17 protein-coding genes are annotated in these 16767 nt (G+C 57.5%); 10 read left to right on the forward strand and 7 right to left on the reverse strand.

Going from position 1 to position 16767, the window contains the following annotated elements; translation table 11 throughout:
• Positions 1 to 7 precede the first annotated feature (7 nt).
• Both E7738_RS03920 and yebS read right to left on the reverse strand, forming a co-directional pair.
• Positions 8 to 2641: a PqiB family protein gene (locus tag E7738_RS03920; protein ID WP_058771299.1), complete on the reverse strand. Its 2634-nt coding sequence runs from the start codon at positions 2639 to 2641 to the stop codon at positions 8 to 10.
• The gene (gene yebS / locus E7738_RS03925; RefSeq protein ID WP_394516120.1) at positions 2610 to 3854 is read right to left on the reverse strand and encodes a membrane integrity lipid transport subunit YebS; all 1245 of its coding nucleotides are present in this window, start codon (positions 3852 to 3854) and stop codon (positions 2610 to 2612) included. The genes E7738_RS03920 and yebS overlap by 32 nt, the downstream gene beginning before the upstream one ends.
• Positions 3855 to 4072: 218 nt before the next feature.
• Here yebS and E7738_RS03930 point away from each other — a divergent pair, with 218 nt between their 5' ends.
• From E7738_RS03930 to htpX, 4 genes are all read left to right on the forward strand, one after another.
• The gene (locus E7738_RS03930) at positions 4073 to 4573 is read left to right on the forward strand and encodes a GAF domain-containing protein (RefSeq protein WP_058774590.1); all 501 of its coding nucleotides are present in this window, start codon (positions 4073 to 4075) and stop codon (positions 4571 to 4573) included.
• A 96-nt stretch (positions 4574 to 4669) separates the two neighbouring features.
• Complete coding sequence (gene proQ / locus E7738_RS03935) at positions 4670 to 5350, forward strand: RNA chaperone ProQ (protein ID WP_010616374.1); 681 nt, start codon at positions 4670 to 4672, stop codon at positions 5348 to 5350.
• Between the two features lie 20 nt (positions 5351 to 5370).
• Positions 5371 to 7410 carry a carboxy terminal-processing peptidase gene (gene prc, locus E7738_RS03940; RefSeq protein ID WP_021510017.1) on the forward strand — a complete coding sequence of 680 codons (2040 nt, stop codon included), beginning with the start codon at positions 5371 to 5373 and terminating at the stop codon, positions 7408 to 7410.
• Between the two features lie 210 nt (positions 7411 to 7620).
• A complete protein-coding gene (htpX, locus tag E7738_RS03945) occupies positions 7621 to 8502 on the forward strand; it encodes a protease HtpX (RefSeq protein ID WP_394516121.1) in 882 nt (293 codons plus the stop codon).
• Positions 8503 to 8545: 43 nt separating this feature from the next.
• Here the strand turns inward: htpX and E7738_RS03950 are convergent, their stop codons facing one another.
• Complete coding sequence (locus E7738_RS03950) at positions 8546 to 9928, reverse strand: MFS transporter (RefSeq protein WP_394516122.1); 1383 nt, start codon at positions 9926 to 9928, stop codon at positions 8546 to 8548.
• Positions 9929 to 10090: 162 nt separating this feature from the next.
• Between E7738_RS03950 and kdgR the strand changes: the two genes are divergently transcribed.
• Positions 10091 to 10882, forward strand: coding sequence for a DNA-binding transcriptional regulator KdgR (kdgR, locus tag E7738_RS03955; protein WP_262257881.1), 792 nt, complete (start codon positions 10091 to 10093; stop codon positions 10880 to 10882).
• A 40-nt stretch (positions 10883 to 10922) separates the two neighbouring features.
• Here the strand turns inward: kdgR and E7738_RS03960 are convergent, their stop codons facing one another.
• Positions 10923 to 11159, reverse strand: a complete 237-nt coding sequence (locus tag E7738_RS03960) for a YobH family protein (protein WP_021510021.1) — start codon at positions 11157 to 11159, stop codon at positions 10923 to 10925.
• 218 nt (positions 11160 to 11377) lie between these two features.
• Between E7738_RS03960 and E7738_RS03965 the strand changes: the two genes are divergently transcribed.
• The 5 genes from E7738_RS03965 to rlmA all read left to right on the forward strand — a co-directional run bounded on the left by E7738_RS03965 (position 11378) and on the right by rlmA (position 14525).
• Positions 11378 to 11653 (forward strand): YebO family protein, encoded by a 276-nt coding sequence (locus E7738_RS03965; RefSeq protein WP_152390949.1) that lies wholly within the window; start codon positions 11378 to 11380, stop codon positions 11651 to 11653.
• Between the two features lie 18 nt (positions 11654 to 11671).
• On the forward strand, positions 11672 to 12670 hold the full coding sequence (locus tag E7738_RS03970) for an MBL fold metallo-hydrolase (protein WP_262257882.1): 999 nt from the start codon (positions 11672 to 11674) through the stop codon (positions 12668 to 12670).
• Positions 12671 to 13210: 540 nt separating this feature from the next.
• Positions 13211 to 13285: a DUF2627 domain-containing protein gene (locus tag E7738_RS03975; protein WP_110866451.1), complete on the forward strand. Its 75-nt coding sequence runs from the start codon at positions 13211 to 13213 to the stop codon at positions 13283 to 13285.
• Between the two features lie 83 nt (positions 13286 to 13368).
• Positions 13369 to 13578, forward strand: coding sequence for a transcription antiterminator/RNA stability regulator CspE (cspE, locus tag E7738_RS03980; protein WP_021510024.1), 210 nt, complete (start codon positions 13369 to 13371; stop codon positions 13576 to 13578).
• A 140-nt stretch (positions 13579 to 13718) separates the two neighbouring features.
• Positions 13719 to 14525 (forward strand): 23S rRNA (guanine(745)-N(1))-methyltransferase, encoded by an 807-nt coding sequence (gene rlmA, locus E7738_RS03985; RefSeq protein WP_152390951.1) that lies wholly within the window; start codon positions 13719 to 13721, stop codon positions 14523 to 14525.
• On the opposite strand, the gene E7738_RS03990 is transcribed toward rlmA, so the two are convergent.
• The 3 genes from E7738_RS03990 to E7738_RS04000 all read right to left on the reverse strand — a co-directional run bounded on the left by E7738_RS03990 (position 14522) and on the right by E7738_RS04000 (position 16733).
• On the reverse strand, positions 14522 to 14980 hold the full coding sequence (locus tag E7738_RS03990; protein ID WP_021510026.1) for a DUF986 family protein: 459 nt from the start codon (positions 14978 to 14980) through the stop codon (positions 14522 to 14524). The genes rlmA and E7738_RS03990 overlap by 4 nt on opposite strands.
• A 92-nt stretch (positions 14981 to 15072) precedes the next feature.
• On the reverse strand, positions 15073 to 15918 hold the full coding sequence (locus E7738_RS03995; RefSeq protein WP_021510027.1) for a PTS mannose transporter subunit IID: 846 nt from the start codon (positions 15916 to 15918) through the stop codon (positions 15073 to 15075).
• A 14-nt stretch (positions 15919 to 15932) separates the two neighbouring features.
• Positions 15933 to 16733, reverse strand: a complete 801-nt coding sequence (locus E7738_RS04000; protein WP_031280203.1) for a PTS mannose/fructose/sorbose transporter subunit IIC — start codon at positions 16731 to 16733, stop codon at positions 15933 to 15935.
• Positions 16734 to 16767: the final 34 nt, after the last annotated feature.

The following is a 16767-nucleotide window of genomic DNA, read 5'->3' on the forward strand; positions in this document are numbered from 1 at the left end:
CGTTGTCTTAGTTTGGCGACGGAATCGCCGTGCCCCAGTTGCGCCACTCTTTTGGCGCTTCATCCTGCAGCAGGAAGTGCTTGTCGGCACCGGCCTGTGGTGCCAGCGGCACCGTCGGTGGTGTGGCAAACTGGATGCCGCCGCGAATGAACTGCTGGAAGGTGCCGGTTTTCACCACGCCGCCAATCAGGCCAAAGTCGAGGTTATAACCGGAGGCCAGCCAGAACACCGAGTTGTTACGCACCAGATGCTGATACTTTTTGCTGATGCGCAGCGCGATTTGCACGCGATCGGCCATGTTACCCAGCGAAGTGCCGGTTACCGTGCCGACTTCTACACCGCGGAACAGCACCGGCGTGCCAATCGACAGCGATCCGGCTTCGGTGGTATCCACATAGATGTTCAGCCCGTTAAGGTAACGCGAGTCGGTAATGGTGCTCTCCTGCAGCTCAAAGCTGCGCGCCAGCGCGCCTTTGCCCGGATCCACGTTCACATACGGCTGCAGCAGCGTTTCCAGGTGATTGACGCCGGCGGGCGAAATCTCCGGCGAGACGACAGAGAAGCGGCTGCCGATGCGCGCGAAGTCCTGCACATACTCCGGATAGAGCACCGCTTTCGCCACCACCTGGTTGTTATCCTGGCTCAGCGCCAGCGACTCCACCTGACCGACGTTGATACCGAGGTAGCGGATTGGCATGCCGGCCGACAGTTTGCTGGCATCAAAGGTGTGCAGGGTAATCTGGCTGCCGACCGCACGCGCGGCGGTCTCTGACGGATAGAGTACGCGCTTAACGCCTTTCGCTGCCTGCGCGCCCGTCAGATTATCAAAGCTGATTGCGCCTTTCAGTGCGCGGTTCAGCGGCGAAGCCTGCACGGTCAGACCGCTGCCGTTGAGCTGGACTTTGGCGCCGCCTTCGGCCCAGAACACGCTTTCGCTGGTCAGCAGCTTGCGATACTGCGGCTGGATATGGACCGAAATCTCAAACGCATCGGCGCGCGGCACCACATCTACCACTTCACCGACCTGGAACTTGCGGTACAGCACCACCGAGCCGGCCTGCACATCCGGCAGGCTGTTGGCGGTCAGTTTGAGCGTGGTCGGCGGCTGATCGCCGGTAATGCCTTCCGCCGCGCGCTCTGAGTCGGCGTACAGCGGATAGCGGCTGGACGGCTGACCTTTCGCACCCGGCACCAGCCGGATACCGCCGTCGACCCATTCGCGCGCGCTGGCGCCCAGCACCTGCATGCCGTCGAGGCCAAATTTAACGTCGAGACGGCTGTTAACGATGAACTTGCTGTCGGCGTGCACCAGCTGGCGGTGCTCCGGATTGATGGCTGCCACAAAGCTGATGCCGTTTTCATCCAGCCGGCGCGAAATTACCTGGCCGATCTTCACGCCATACAGCATCACCGGCTGCCCGGCGTCGATACCGTAGGTTTCCGGCGCGCTGAGCTGAACGGTGAGCACATCCGGCTTCTGCAACAGCGTTTCGCTGGCCGGCAGCACGCTGAAGTGATCCTGCGGCTCACCTTCGCCCGGGACCAGTTCCAGCGTATTGCCGGTCAGCAGGCTGCTCAGGCTGGTGTCGGTCAGGCTGAGTTTCGGCGCGCGCATCTCAATCCGCGTGCCGCTGCGCATCAGGCCGGTGACGGAGGGATCGATCGTCAGCTCGCCGGACACTTTGCCGCCCGGCAGCAGCGTCAGTTTGGTCAGGGTGCCCACTTCCAGTCCCTGATACATCAGCGGCGTGCTGTCGGCTTTCAGGTTGTCGCCGTTGGGCAGATCGAGCGAAATCAGCACGCCGCGCTGGCTGTGCGCCAGATCCGAATAGAGCTGATAGTTTTGATCACTGTTGGCCTGTTCGCCGCTGTCCGGCGAGTCAAAGGCAATCGCGCCATTCACCAGCGCGGCCAGGCTCTCCAGCTTCACTTTGGCGCCGCTCAGGCTGACATCGGCGTCAACGCCCGACACATTCCAGAAGCGGCTCTGTTTTTTCACCAGGTTGGTAAAGCGCCGCTCAATCAGCACGTCGATGGTCACGCCATCGGTATTACCGTTGATGCTGTAGTCATAGACGCGGCCGACCGGAATTTTACGGTAATAGACCAGCGAACCGGTGTTGAGCGAGCCGAGATCGGGCGCGTGCAGGTGAATCAGCAGTTCGCCGGTGTTTACCCGGTATTTCGGCTGGGTATCCAGCGCGGTAAAGTGATCGCGCTCTTTGCCGTCGCCGGGCATCATGCCGATGTAGTTACCGCCCACCAGCGCATCCAGCCCGGAGACGCCCGCCAGCGAGGCTTTTGGCGTCACCAGCCAGAACTGGGTGTTCTCTCGTAGCGCATCGCGCATGTCGCTCTTGATGCTGGCTTTGATCTGAATGCTGCGGTAGTCATCGCTCAGCACAATGCCCTGCACGGTGCCCACTTCCACGCCCTGATAGCGAATCGGCGTGCGGCCCGGCACGATGCCATCCGCGGTCTGGAAGTTGATGGTGATGGTGGTGCCGCGCTCCTGATAATTGGTCCATAACAGCCAGCCGGCAATCAGCAGGGCGATAATGGGCAAAAGCCAGAACGGCGAAATCTTGCGTTTATTACGCAGATTAGCGCTAGTCGGTGTAGTCGGCGTTTCCTGTTGCATGTGCATCCCAGATCAGGCGGCTATCGAGCCACTCAACGGCCATAATGGTCAGGATGACTGCCGCGCCAAAGTAGAAGGCGGCAGGTCCCATGGTAAAAGCCAGCAGCTGGTCACGATTGACCAGCGACATGGTTAAAGCGATGACGAACAGATCCAGCATCGACCAGCGGCCCACCCAGGTGACGGCGCGCAGCAGACGGATGCGGGTTTTCAAACCCTGTTCACACTTAAAATGGATGCTGAGCAACAGCGTCAGCATCACTAACACCTTGGTAAACGGCACCAGAATACTGGCGATAAACACCACCGCGGCCACCGGCACATTACCGGAGGCGAGGCCGAGAATCCCGGAGAAAATGGTGTCTTCGCGCCGCGCACCGTTGACGTACACCACCGAAATCGGCAGCAGGTTAGCCGGGATCAGCAGCACAATCGAGGCGATTAGCGCCGCCCAGGATTTTTGCAGGCTGTGGCGGCGGCGAAAATTGAGCGGCGTATGGCAGCGCGTGCAGCGTCCGCGTTCATCGGGCATACCGGTATGGTGGCAGTTCAGGCAAACCTGCCACCGCTCGGGCGGTTCGTGCGGCACCGACTGCGGGTAATAATGTTCCCACAGCTCCTCCACGTTGAGATGAATCAGCGTCAGCAGGCTCATGATGGTCAGCGCGATATAGGCGACCAGCCCGTAGCCGACCTCCAGCGCGGCATAATCCTGCACCTTAATCGATGCCACCGCTACGCCGACCAGATAGATATCCAGCATGACCCACTCTTTGAGCTTCTCCAGCATCAGCAGGACCGGGCGCAGGTTCATGCCGAGCGCGTGGCCAATCCACAAATAGCAGATGCCGGCCACCAGCGTCACTGGCGCGCCAATCGTGCAAAACGCCACCATGGCGGCTGTCAGCACGTTGCCCTGTTGCGCCATCTGCAGCACGCCCTCCAGCAGGCTGGCGTTGATGCGCATGCCAAGCAGGCGGATATCCACCAGCGGCAGGCTGAAGGCGAACGGCATCAGTACGATCATCGTGACGGCCATGGCGGTGAGCCGCGTCATTGACCAGTCGCGACCGTTCTGAATACGGGCATGACAGCGCGGGCAATAAGCCGACTGATGCGATTTCACATCCGGTAAGGAAAAAAGGGTATCGCATTGCGGGCAACGCTGATAACGTGCGTGGGGCAACGTCTGGCTGATGGCGTGAATTTTCATAAATGACGCAAGGGGCCCATTATTCGTTACAGTTACCGGCATGCGGAGCAGAGCTCGTCTGTCTGCATCAATCTATGGTACGAGAATAGTCTCAAGCATAGCGTGCTAAGGGTATAGTAACTAACACAATGATTCACCTTGTGGGGTTGGATTATTAGTGCTTATTTTAACAACTGAGTGACAACAAGGTCACGCCAGTGATGAGTTATGGTTAAACAATGAACAAAAAAGCCTTTTACGAGGATTTAAATCGCGATGTCCGCGCACTGTTAGCGGGCGAAACTTCTTTCCTGGCGGCGCTGGGCAACTGCAGTGCGCTGCTGTTTGAACGCCTGGAAGGGGTTAACTGGGCAGGCTTCTATCTGCTGACCGAGCCGGAGACGCTGGTGCTGGGGCCTTTCCAGGGCAAAATCGCCTGCGTACGCATTCCGGTGGGTAAAGGAGTATGTGGCACCGCGGTTGCGGAGGATAGCGTGCAGCGGGTTGAAGACGTGCACGCTTTCCCGGGGCACATTGCCTGCGACGCCGCCAGTAACGCGGAAATCGTGATTCCTCTGAAAGTGAATGGCACGATGGTCGGTGTTCTCGACATCGACAGTACGGTTTATTCTCGCTTCGATAGCGAGGATGAAGCGGGGCTGGTAGCCCTTACCGACGGGCTTTGTGCAGTGCTGGCGAACAGCGACATTGAAAAATTTCTTCAGCTGACGCGCAGCTAATCGACTGGATCACATAGCATTTGGCGATGTTGTCATTATAATGTCGCCTGTTCATGCCTGCTCTGGTCGGCAAACCCGTTGTAATCAGGAAATTTCATGGAAAATCAACCTAAGTTGAACAGCAGTAAAGAAGTCATCGCCTTTCTGGCGCAGCGTTTTCCGCACTGCTTTAGCGCCGAAGGTGAAGCGCGTCCGCTCAAAATCGGTATCTTTCAGGATCTGGTGGAGCGCGTTCAGGGCGAAAACAGCCTGAGCAAGACGCAACTGCGTTCGGCCTTACGCCTTTATACCTCAAGCTGGCGTTATCTTTACGGCATTAAAGCCGGTGCCACCCGTGTCGATCTCGACGGCAACGCCTGTGGCGTGCTGGATGAGCAGCACGTAGAACATGCGCGCAAGCAGCTGGAAGAAGCCAAAGCGCGCGTGCAGGCGCAGCGCGAGCAGCAAAAAGCGAAAAAACGTGAAGCCGGTGAAGAGACCGCTGAGCGCCGTCCGCGCAAGCCTGCTGCCCGTAAAGCGGCGGAGGGCGACGCACCGCGCAAGCCACGTCCACAGGCACCGCGTGCTGCGGCCGGTGAGCGTCAGGCTGCTCCGCGTCCACCGCGGGCAAAACCCGTCACTGACACTTCAACGTTGCAAGCGGGTCAAAACATCAAAGTCAAAGCAGGCAAAAGTGCAATGGACGCTACCATCCTGGAAATTACCAAAGATGGCGTCCGGGTCCAGCTCGCTTCCGGCCTGGCAATGATTGTGCGCGCAGAACACTTGCAGTTCTGAAACGGAGGCCCGACCCTGGCATGAACAGCATTTTTAAGATCGGTATGATCGCGGGCCTGCTGCTGGCAGGCCCCACCTTTGGCGCGGACAACATTACCCGCGCCGACCAGATTCCCCAGTTACACGAAGAAGCACAGCATCCCACCGTCAGTGAACGCGTCACCTCGCGTTTCACCCGCTCTCACTATCGTCAGTTCGATCTGAATCAGGATTTTTCGGCGAAAATTTTTGACCGCTACCTGAATCTGCTCGACTACAGCCATAACGTGCTGCTGGCGTCGGACGTGGCACAATTCGCCGACAAGAAAACCACGCTCGGTGATGAGTTGCGCAGCGGCAAGCTGGATGTGTTTTACGATCTTTATAATCTGGCGCAGAAGCGCCGCTTCGAGCGCTATCAGTATGCGCTCAGCGTGCTGAACCGCCCGATGAACTTCACCGGCAATGACACCATCGATATCGATCGTGCCAAAGCACCGTGGCCGAAAAGCACAGATGAGCTAAACGCGCTGTGGGATGCCAAGGTGAAGTATGACGAGCTGAGCCTGAAGCTGGCCGGGAAAGATGACAAAGAGATTCGCGAGACGCTGACCAAGCGCTACAACTTTGCCATCCGTCGTCTGGCACAAAGCAACAGCGAAGATGTGTTCCAGCTGGCTATGACCGCGTTCGCGCATGAAATCGACCCGCATACTAACTATCTGTCACCGCGCAACACCGAGCAGTTCAATACCGAAATGAGCCTGTCGCTGGAAGGTATCGGTGCCGTGCTGCAGATGGATGATGACTACACGGTGATCAACTCGATGGTCGCCGGTGGTCCGGCGGCCAAGAGCAAATCCATCAGCGTGGGCGACCGCATTGTGGGCGTCGGCCAGCCGGGCAAGCCAATGGAAGATGTGATTGGCTGGCGTCTGGATGACGTGGTGTCCAAAATTAAAGGGCCGAAGGGCAGCAAAGTGCGCCTCGAGATCCTGCCAGCCGGCAAGGGCACCAAAACCCGTACCGTGACGCTGACGCGTGAGAAAATCCGTCTGGAAGATCGCGCGGTGAAGGGCACCGTGCACAACGTCGGCAAAGAGAAAGTCGGCGTGCTGGATATCCCGGGCTTCTACGTTGGCCTGACCGATGATGTGAAAGTGCAGCTGCAGAAACTGCAGAAGCAGAACGTCGACAGCATCGTCATCGATCTGCGTACCAACGGCGGCGGCGCGCTGACCGAAGCGGTATCGCTCTCCGGCCTGTTTATTCCGAGTGGTCCGGTGGTGCAGGTGCGTGACAATAATGGTCGCGTGCGTGAGGACAGCGACAACGACGGCATCGTTTACTACAAAGGTCCGCTGGTAGTGCTGGTCGATCGCTTCAGCGCCTCGGCGTCGGAAATCTTTGCCGCGGCGATGCAGGATTACGGCCGCGCGCTGATTGTCGGCGAACCGACCTTTGGTAAGGGCACGGTGCAGCAGTATCGCTCACTTAACCGCATCTACGATCAGATGCTGCGTCCGGAATGGCCGGCGCTGGGCTCAGTCCAGTACACCATTCAGAAGTTCTACCGCATCAACGGCGGCAGTACTCAGCGGAAAGGCGTCACGCCAGACCTGCTGATGCCGACCGGTGTGGAAGCAGCAGAGACCGGCGAGAAGTTTGAGGATAACGCGCTGCCGTGGGACAGCATCAACGCGGCGACCTACACCAAAACCGGCGATATCACGCCGCTGGTGCCGCAGCTGACCAAAGAGCACGCCGATCGCATCGCCAAAGATCGCGAGTTCCAGTACATCATGAAAGACATCGCGCGTTTCAACGCGATGAAGGATAAGCGTAACATCGTGTCGCTGAATCTGGCCCAGCGCGAGAAAGAGAACCACGAAGAAGATGCGCTGCGTCTGGAACGTATCAATGCGCGCTACCAGGCGGAAGGCAAAGCGCCGCTGAAGAGCCTGGACGATCTGCCGAAAGACTACAAAGAGCCGGATCCATATCTGGATGAAACGGTGAAAATCGCTAACGATTTGGCCCAGCTGGAAAAAGACCAGCCAGCGCCGGCGGCAGCGAAGTAACCCTTCGGCCTGAAATCACAGCACCGCTGCGGCGGTGCTTTTTTTTGCCTGCAACTCGCCGCCCGGCAGGCTGCAGCCGCTACCATTACCAAATGTAAAGTTATGTCTTTTTAGGCACTTAAAGATTAAGGTCGCTTGAAAAGCGCCACAATGGACATAGGATGTATATCCGCGCATGAGCGCGAGCACAACTGAGGAAGATTAACGTTTATGATGCGTATTGCGCTTTTCCTGGTCACCAACCTGGCGGTGATGTTGGTATTCGGACTGATTCTGAGTCTGACAGGAATCCAGTCAAGCAGTGTTCAGGGTCTGATGATTATGGCAGGTCTGTTTGGCTTTGGCGGTGCGTTTGTTTCACTGCTGATGTCCAAATGGATGGCGTTACGCTCGGTCGGCGGTGAAGTGATTGAACAACCCTGTAACGAGACGGAACGCTGGCTGATGGAAACCGTCGGCCGCCAGGCTCAGCAGGTCGGCATTGCGATGCCGCAGGTGGCGATTTACCACGCGCCCGATATCAACGCCTTTGCCACCGGCGCACGCCGTGACGCCTCGCTGGTAGCGGTCTCCACCGGTTTGCTGCAGAACATGAGCCGCGATGAAGCGGAGGCGGTGCTGGCGCACGAGATCGCCCACATCGCGAACGGTGACATGGTCACCATGACGCTGATTCAGGGTATCGTGAACACCTTCGTGATCTTCATTTCGCGTATCATTGCGCAGGTGGCGTCTGGCTTCCTGTCCGGCAACCGCGACGGTGAAGAGAGCAGCAACGGCAATCCGCTGGTCTATTTTGCCGTGGCGACAGTGCTGGAACTGGTGTTTGGTATTCTCGCCAGCATCATCACCATGTGGTTCTCGCGCCATCGCGAATTCCACGCCGACGCCGGCTCTGCGAAGCTGGTGGGGCGTGAAAAGATGATTGCCGCGCTGCAGCGCCTGAAAACCAGCTACGAACCGCAGGAACCCAGCAGCATGATGGCGTTCTGTATTAACGGTAAAGGTAAGTCGCTGAGCGAGCTGTTTATGTCGCACCCGCCGCTCGACAAGCGTATCGAAGCGCTGCGCAGCGGTGCCTACCTTAAGTAAGCCATATAGAAAATGAACAGGGCGCCTGCGGGCGCCCTTTTTTTTATGACTCTGCCGGCTGAAGGCTTTGTGTCATGCGCAGCATACTGACGATCGCCGCCACGCTGGCAAAGGTTCCGGCCAGCAGCAGCGAGGCATGCGTGCCGCTGTCGTTGAACAGGTTAAACATCAGCGCCACCAGCGCGGCACCGGTGCTTTGCCCGACCAGTCGTGCGGTGCCGAGCATGCCGCTGGCACCACCGCTACGCTGGCGCGGAGCCGACGAGATGATGGTGTGATTGTTGGGTGACTGGAACAGCCCGAAGCCGGCACCGCACAGCATCATGCGCCAGATAATATCGGCATCTGTGGGTTGTGCAGGCAGCAGCGCCAGCAGAAACAGCCCGGCGGCAAACAGCGCCAGCCCCAGCCCACCCAGCAGCCCGGCATGAAACTTCTCGATGAGACGGCCGGCAATCGGTGCCATCACCATGGTAGCCAGCGGCCACGGCGTCAGCAGCAGGCCGGTCGCGACTTCATCCCGGCCCAGTACGTTTTGCAGGAAAAACGGCAGCGACACCATCGCCAGCATTTGTGCACAGAACGAACAGATCGAGGTGCCGATCGACAACGAAAACACCGGAATGCGCAGCAAATCCACTGGCAACAGCGGCACCGGCATTGCCAGCTGACGCCGCACAAACACCACGCCGATCAGCAGCAGCGCCAGCAGCATACCCGCAATCAGCCAGCCATTTTCTCCCTGCGCGAAGCCGGTCAGCGCTGAAATCAGCAGGCCGAAAAACAGCGCATTCATGATGGCGCTCGGCACATCAAATTTCTGCTGCTTCGCTTTCTGCGTGTTATCCGGCAGGAAGCGCAGCGCCAGCCACAGCGCCACCACACCGAGTGGCACGTTGATCAGGAACAGCCATTTCCAGCTGGCGATGGAGAGAATCGCCGCCGCCACCGTGGGACCGGCGGCGCTGGAAACGGCCACGATCAGCGAGTTGATGGCCATGCCGCGTCCCAGAAAGCGCTGCGGGTAAATAATACGGATTAGCGCAGTGTTGACGCTCATCAGCGCCGCACCGCCGAAGCCCTGCAGCACGCGCGCCACGGTGAGCATATTCAGCGAAGAGGAAAGGGCGCAGAACAGCGAGGTGAATACAAACAGCACCAGCCCGACCTGATAGACGCGCCGGTAGCCGAACATATCGCCAAGAAACGACAGCGACAGCAGCGAAATCACGATAGCGATTTGATAGGCGTTGACGATCCAGATCGATTCCGCCGGGCTGGCGTTCAGCTCACGCGCAATGGTCGGCAGCGCCACGTTGGCAATCGCGCCGTCCAGCACCGCCATCATGATGCCAAGCGCAATGGTAATTATTGCGCCGTAGCGCTGTGGAACGGGTAATCCATCCTGAGACACGGTAGGAGACATAAACAGGGAGAAGTGAAGTAAGTGAATATCATCATGCTAATCAATTTTCTGCCTGAAATCACCGCATTGATGGACAAAAATTACAAGTGGATGTGTCGTTGCCGCCGTCCGGCTGTAACCTCTATACTGGCGTTTTTTGCAAAAGCGTTAAGGAAGTCCCGCATGGCGAGCCGCGATAACGATAAACAGCCGGATGCCGTATCATCGGTGATGAAAGTGTTTGGCATTCTGCAGGCGCTGGGCGAAGAGCGCGATCACGGCATTACCGAGCTTTCGCAGCGGGTGATGATGTCGAAAAGCACGGTCTACCGCTTTCTGCAGACCATGAAATCGCTCGGCTATGTGGCGCAGGAGGGCGAGAGCGAAAAATATTCGCTGACGCTCAAGCTGTTTGAACTTGGCGCGCACGCGCTGCAGAACGTGGATTTGATTCGCAGCGCCGATGTGGAGATGCGCGAACTGTCGCGCCAGACCAAAGAGACCATTCATCTCGGCGCGCTGGAAGAGGACAGCATCGTCTATATCCACAAGATTGACTCGCTGTATAACCTGCGCATGTATTCACGCATCGGCCGGCGTAATCCGCTGCACAGTACCGCCATCGGCAAGGTGCTGCTGGCGTGGCGTGAGCGCGCGGAGGTGAACGACATTCTGCGTGAAGTGGAATTTCGTCGCAGCACCGCTAACACTATCGTCAGCGCGCAGGCGCTACTGCCGGTGCTGGAGCAGGTCAGGCAACAGGGCTTTGGCGAGGATAATGAAGAGCAGGAAGCGGGAATTCGCTGTCTGGCGGTACCGGTATTTGATCGCTTCGGCGTGGTGATTGCCGGCATGAGCCTCTCTTTCCCGACGGTGCGCTTCTCCGAACCGGCAAAAAAAGAGTATGTGGCGATGCTGCATCGTGCTGCGCGCATGGTGTCGGAGCAAATGGGCTATTACGACTATCCGTTCTGAATCCTGCCGGGCTGACGCGCAGCCCGGCAGGCGGCTTAACTTAGTTATCGACCACTTCGCCGCTTTTCTTCAGCAGTGGACAATCGGTAACGCCAACAATGCCGCTGTCGGTGTGCAGATACTGTGCGGTAATCATGCCGCGCGCGGTCAGGTAGCTGCACTGTAAGCCCAGCCCGGCTGCGTTTTTATTGCTGCCGGTTAACACGCCGTAGCCGGTAAACAGCATCGCCAGCCACAAGACAGCCAGCACCATCACCGCACGAATCAGTAGTTTCATTTTTATCTCCTTGTGTTACATAACGCAGCTGTTCCCGCATTGCTGCGAACTCTATAGTAGCAGCATGCCTCGCTTTTCTCGCCGGATCGATCAGAGATAACTGAAAGCGGCACGCAGGCGGGATAATCTGCTTTATCTCCGCCACCATATCTTTTCCGCACGCAACGAGTAGAATCAGCGGCGATGTACCTGAATGATGTTTGAGGATTGATGCAGTTATGAACGAATTAGCCGCCAGTACCGGTCCGCTGTTTAACTATGGCGTGCTGGCCATCATTGTGGTTGTGGCCTTTATTGCCTGGTTTTTTGTTAACCGGGCCAGCGTGCGCGCCAGTGAACAGCTTCAGCTGCTGGAAGCGCTGCTGGAAGAGCAAAAGAAACAGAACGCGCTGCTGCGCCGTATCGCTGAGGCGCAGCCGGTGGCCGAAAAAGCGCAGGATGAGCAGGATGCCGGGGATAAGCGCGACTTTATTCGCCTGATTCCGGAACGTTAAGCACACAACGGAGAGGCCATGGCCTGGCAAAATCCCTGGTATGACGCTTCGCTGGCCCATCATACGCCGCACGGCTTTCGTAACCCGGAAGAGGAGTTGCGTCAGCCTGGCGATCTACAGCGCTGGCGGCGCGAGCGTAAGCAGCAGAATCTGCCGCTGCCACCGCAGTCCGGCTATGCGGCCTTTACCGCCAGCTGGTGCCAGCAGGCCGACCTGAGCGGTGAAGATGACCGTGTCTGGTGGCTGGGCCATGCCGCGCTGCTGCTGCGTCTCAATCAGCGCTATATTTTGATCGACCCGGCGCTGTCGGCACGTGCTTCGCCGTTGCCGTTTGCCGGGCCGCAGCGTAAAACCCCGGCGCCGCTCAGCGTGGCGCAGCTGCCGTATCTTGATTATGTGCTGATCTCGCATAACCATTACGACCACCTTGATCGGCCTACGGTAAAACGCATCGCCCGCCGCTTTCCTGCCGCGCACTTTCTGGTGCCGCTGGGGATGGCCGACTGGTGTCGCCGGCGTGGCGTGCGCACCGTCACCGAACTGGACTGGTGGCAGCAGGTGCAACTGGACGACATCAGCTTCACAGCCGTTCCCGCGCGCCACTGGAGCATGCGCACCTTCTGGGATCGCAACCGGTCGCTGTGGTGCGGCTGGGTAGTGCATAATGCGCCGCTCAATTTCTGGTTCTCCGGCGATAGCGGCTACAGCGATAATCTCTCTGCCATCGCGCAGCGTCTGGGGCCGTTTAATCTTGCTGCGTTACCGATAGGTGCCTATGCACCAAAATGGTTCATGCGCGGCCAGCACATGGACCCGGATCAGGCGGTACAGCTCTGGCAGCAGATAGGGCGACCGCTGGCGATTCCCATTCACTGGGGCGTATTTGAGCTTGCGGACGAATCGCTTGACGATCCGCCGACGGTGCTGGCGCAAGCCTTGCAGCAGGCGGGCGAGGTGGATGCGCCTTTTGCCCCATGGCGAATTGGCGAGAGCCGCAGCCTGATGAATTACGATTAAGATTTATCCTAAGCCATTTTTGTTAAATGCCAGCGGCTTCCGCGCTTTTTAACATTTAATTGTTGGGTGTTTAGAAAAAAATGAGATAAATGCCAGCGTGCAGTCTGCTTATATTTGGGGCAACGGCGATTATATTTTCCTGATTTTGGTGCAAAACTATTTTTAACTTGTACTGCCAGCAATTTATTGTACAAGATTTGAGCGCTACGCAGTTTATGTTGCTCATTGCACAACGGCCAGTGAAATAGCTTATCTGTGCCATATTAATGCAATATTTTTTGCCTAAACTTATTCGGTTTAAATGTGAAAAGGCAGCGTTTACCGCTGCGCTTGACGAAACGCGAGTCTGGCGCTAACTATACTGACGCATAGACTTTTTTTGCACACGTTGAGGCGTTGCTGTCAATAACGTTATCCACCTTTCGCTGCCGGTTTCAGGCAATTATGTGCGGCATGTCGATCACTGTTTAAAAATGGCTTGCCATTAATTAGCGGATATGTGATAACGAATCGTGGGTCAAACGAGGTACAGTTCTGTTTATGTATGGCATCTTCAGTAAAGAAGTTACGAGTAAAGACGTTGACGTTGAATACCGCTTCCTTGCCGAACCTTAAATTAGTGCCTCATTCAGTAATGTCTCTGGTTTCTCTGTAAGACTGCCTGCGGGCAATATAAACACTCTAAGGAATTTGCAAAAATGGCAAAGATTAAAGGTCAGGTTAAGTGGTTCAACGAGTCTAAAGGTTTTGGTTTTATTACTCCTGCTGACGGCAGCAAAGACGTGTTCGTTCACTTCTCTGCTATCCAGGGCAACGGTTTTAAAACCCTGGCCGAAGGTCAACAAGTTGAGTTTGAAATTCAGGACGGCCAGAAAGGCCCGGCAGCAGTTAACGTTACTGCTATCTGATTTCGCTCTCAGGCTCGGTGTCATGCACCGCTGAATCGAATCTTAAAAGCCCTGCTCAATGAGCGGGGCTTTTCTTTATCCTTTCTGTTACCGGATGATCAGGGTAAACTGCGCCGCGAATCGCTAACCCGGAGTTATCTATGTCGTTGATTTGCCCACTTTGCCACCTCGCTTTGCACCTGCACGCCAGCAGTTATCGCTGTGCGTCCGGTCATCAGTTCGATCGGGCGAAAGAGGGGTACGTCAACCTGCTGCCGGTGCAGCACAAAGGTTCACGCGAACCGGGCGACAGCGCAGAGATGCTTCAGGCGCGCCGGGCCTTTCTGGATGCCGGACACTATCAGCCGCTGCGCGATCGGGTGGCGCAGCGTCTGGCTCAGCCACTCACAAACCGGCCCGCGCAGCTGCTGGATATCGGCTGTGGCGAAGGCTATTACACCGCCGCCCTGGCTGCCGCGTTGCCCGACAGCCAGCTGTACGGTCTGGATGTGGCCAAAGCCGCGGTGCGCATGGCGGCAAAGCGCTATCGCGCGGTTAACTTTTGTGTCGCCTCCAGCCAGCGCCTGCCGTTTGCCGATGGCTCACTGGACGCTATCGTGCGCATTTACGCGCCCTGTAACGAGCAGGAGCTGAGCCGCGTCATCAGGCCCGGCGGCTATTTGCTGACGGTGACACCGGGGCCGCACCATCTGCAGCAGTTTAAGGCGTTGATCTATCGTGAAGTGCAGCTGCATACGGCGGAAGAGAAAAACTATGCGGGATTTGAGCAGATCGATCAGCAAAACCTCCATTATACGATGACGCTGAACGGGGCGGAAGCGGTGAGCCTGCTGCAGATGACCCCCTTTGCCTGGCGTGCGCGTGAAGCGGTGTGGCAGCAGCTGGCCTCCAGCGCCACCTTTAGCTGTGACGCGGATTTCACCCTGACGCTGTGGCAGCGCGTTTAACGCGCCTCCACCAGCGTATGGTAGATTTTCTCCAGGTCGTCGAGCTGTTTCACCGCAATCAGCAGGCGACGCTGCTCCAGCTGCATCACCAGAATGCCATCCTCTGACAGGTTCATACTCTGAATACGCCGGTAATCGATCCACACGCTGGCGAAAAACAGGCCGTCATTTTTCATCAGCAGCCGCGGGCTGCGGATCCAGAACAGCCAGATAGCCATAAAGCACAGCACCATCAGCAAAGTGGTGGTGAGCTGCGGGCCATGATGGCTGACGTTGTTCCACAGCAGAATCAGTAGCAGCACGATAAAGATGCCGCTGTCGATTTTATGGCGGCGGCGCAGGGTGACGCGCAGTCGGGTCGGTCCATTGCGGCGGGGCAGGATGACATCGTCGTAAATCGCAAACAGGGCGAGAGCGGCGATCAGCAGGGCAATCAGGGCGTCAGTCAGTGACATACAGGCTTCTTCCTCAACCGAAGTGACCTCAGCGTTGGCGCTCAGGTCACGCCGTTCAAAAAACGCCGGGAGTCTGACTCCCGGCGGTGAGATTACAGACCGAGCAGGCCGATCCAGTAACCAAAGATACCGATGGCAAAGAAGCCAACGATGATCCACAGCGCGTTAACTTTACGGCGCAGCAGCCACATACAGCCAAAGGTCAGCAGCAGTGGAATCAGGCCGGGCATCAGCTGGTCGAGAATCGACTGCACGGTGGTGACCGTGGTCTTGCCGGTCTGGTCGGTGATGCGGGATACCACCAGCGGCACGTTGACGTGCGTCCACTTGTTGACCAGCGCTCCCATGACAAACAGGCCGAGTATCGATGCCCCCTCGGTCAGTTTTTGCAGGAAGCCGCCGCCCATATCGCTGACGATATCCACCCCTTTGCGATAGCCATAAGCCACGCCGTAATAACGGGTCAGCATGCGCGCAATGTTAAACAGGAAGAAGAACAGCAGCGGACCAAGCAGGCTGCCGCTCATCGCGATACCGGCACCCAGCGCGGCGAACACCGGACGCACGGTCCCCCAGAAAATCGGGTCGCCCACGCCAGCCAGCGGCCCCATCAGGCCCACTTTGATGCCGTTAATGGCACCGTCATCGATCGCCGCACCGTTGGCGCGCTGCTCTTCCATGGCCATGGTCACGCCGAGCACTGGCGCGGCCACGTAAGGATGGGTGTTGAAGAACTCAAGGTGACGCTTAATCGCCTGCTTGCGCTCGTCGTTGTTTTCCGGATACAGGCGACGGATCACCGGCACCATTGAGAAGCAGAAGCCCAGCGCCTGCATGCGTTCAAAGTTCCACGAACCCTGAAACAGGTTGGAGCGCAGGAACACACCGCGCACGTCACCGGGGGTGAGTTTCTTTGGAGTATTGGTTGTATCTACCATGATGTCACCTGTTCCTAGTCGAGTTCGTTGTCGAGGTCGTTGTTAGCCGGGCCCGCCGAGGCAGCGCCTGCGACGCGGTTGTATTTTGGCGCCAGCTGGATGTACAGCACCGCCATTACCACGCCAATCACGCCCAGCGCCACCAGGTTGAAGTTGGTGAACGCGGCGGTGACAAAGCCAAGATAGAAGAACGGCATCAGATAACCGGCACGCATCATGTTGATGACCATCGCGTAACCGACCACCACGATCATGCCGCCGGCGATGTTCAGACCATTGGTGACCACTTCCGGAATCGAACTCAGCAGGCTGTGTACCGCGCTGGTACCGACCGAGACCGCCACAATCAGCGCCGGGATAGCGATACGCATCGCCTGCAGCAGCAGGGCAGAGACGTGGATCCATGAAATCGCCGTCAGATTGCCTTTCTCCGCAGCTTTATCCGCGGCGTGCTGGAAGGCGACAGTGATGGTACGCACGATGATGGTCAGCACCTGACCGGCCGCGGCCAGCGGGATGGCCAGCGCAATACCGGCACCGACGCTTTGACCGCCGGCAATGACCAGAATGGTGGAGATGATGGAAGCCAGCGCCGCATCCGGTGCCACTGCCGCACCGATGTTCATCCAGCCCAGCGCGATCATCTCCAGCGTACCGCCGATGATGATGCCGGTTTTCATATCACCCAGCACTGCACCAATCAGGGTACAGGCCACCAGCGGCCGGTGGAACTGGAACTCATCGAGAATGGATCCCATCCCGGCAATACAGGCCACAATAAATATCAACACTATTTGTAGCGAGGTTATTTCCATTGCATTTTTCCTCAGCAAGATCAGAACTTTTTGC

The organism is Pantoea sp. SGAir0430, assembly GCF_043549295.1.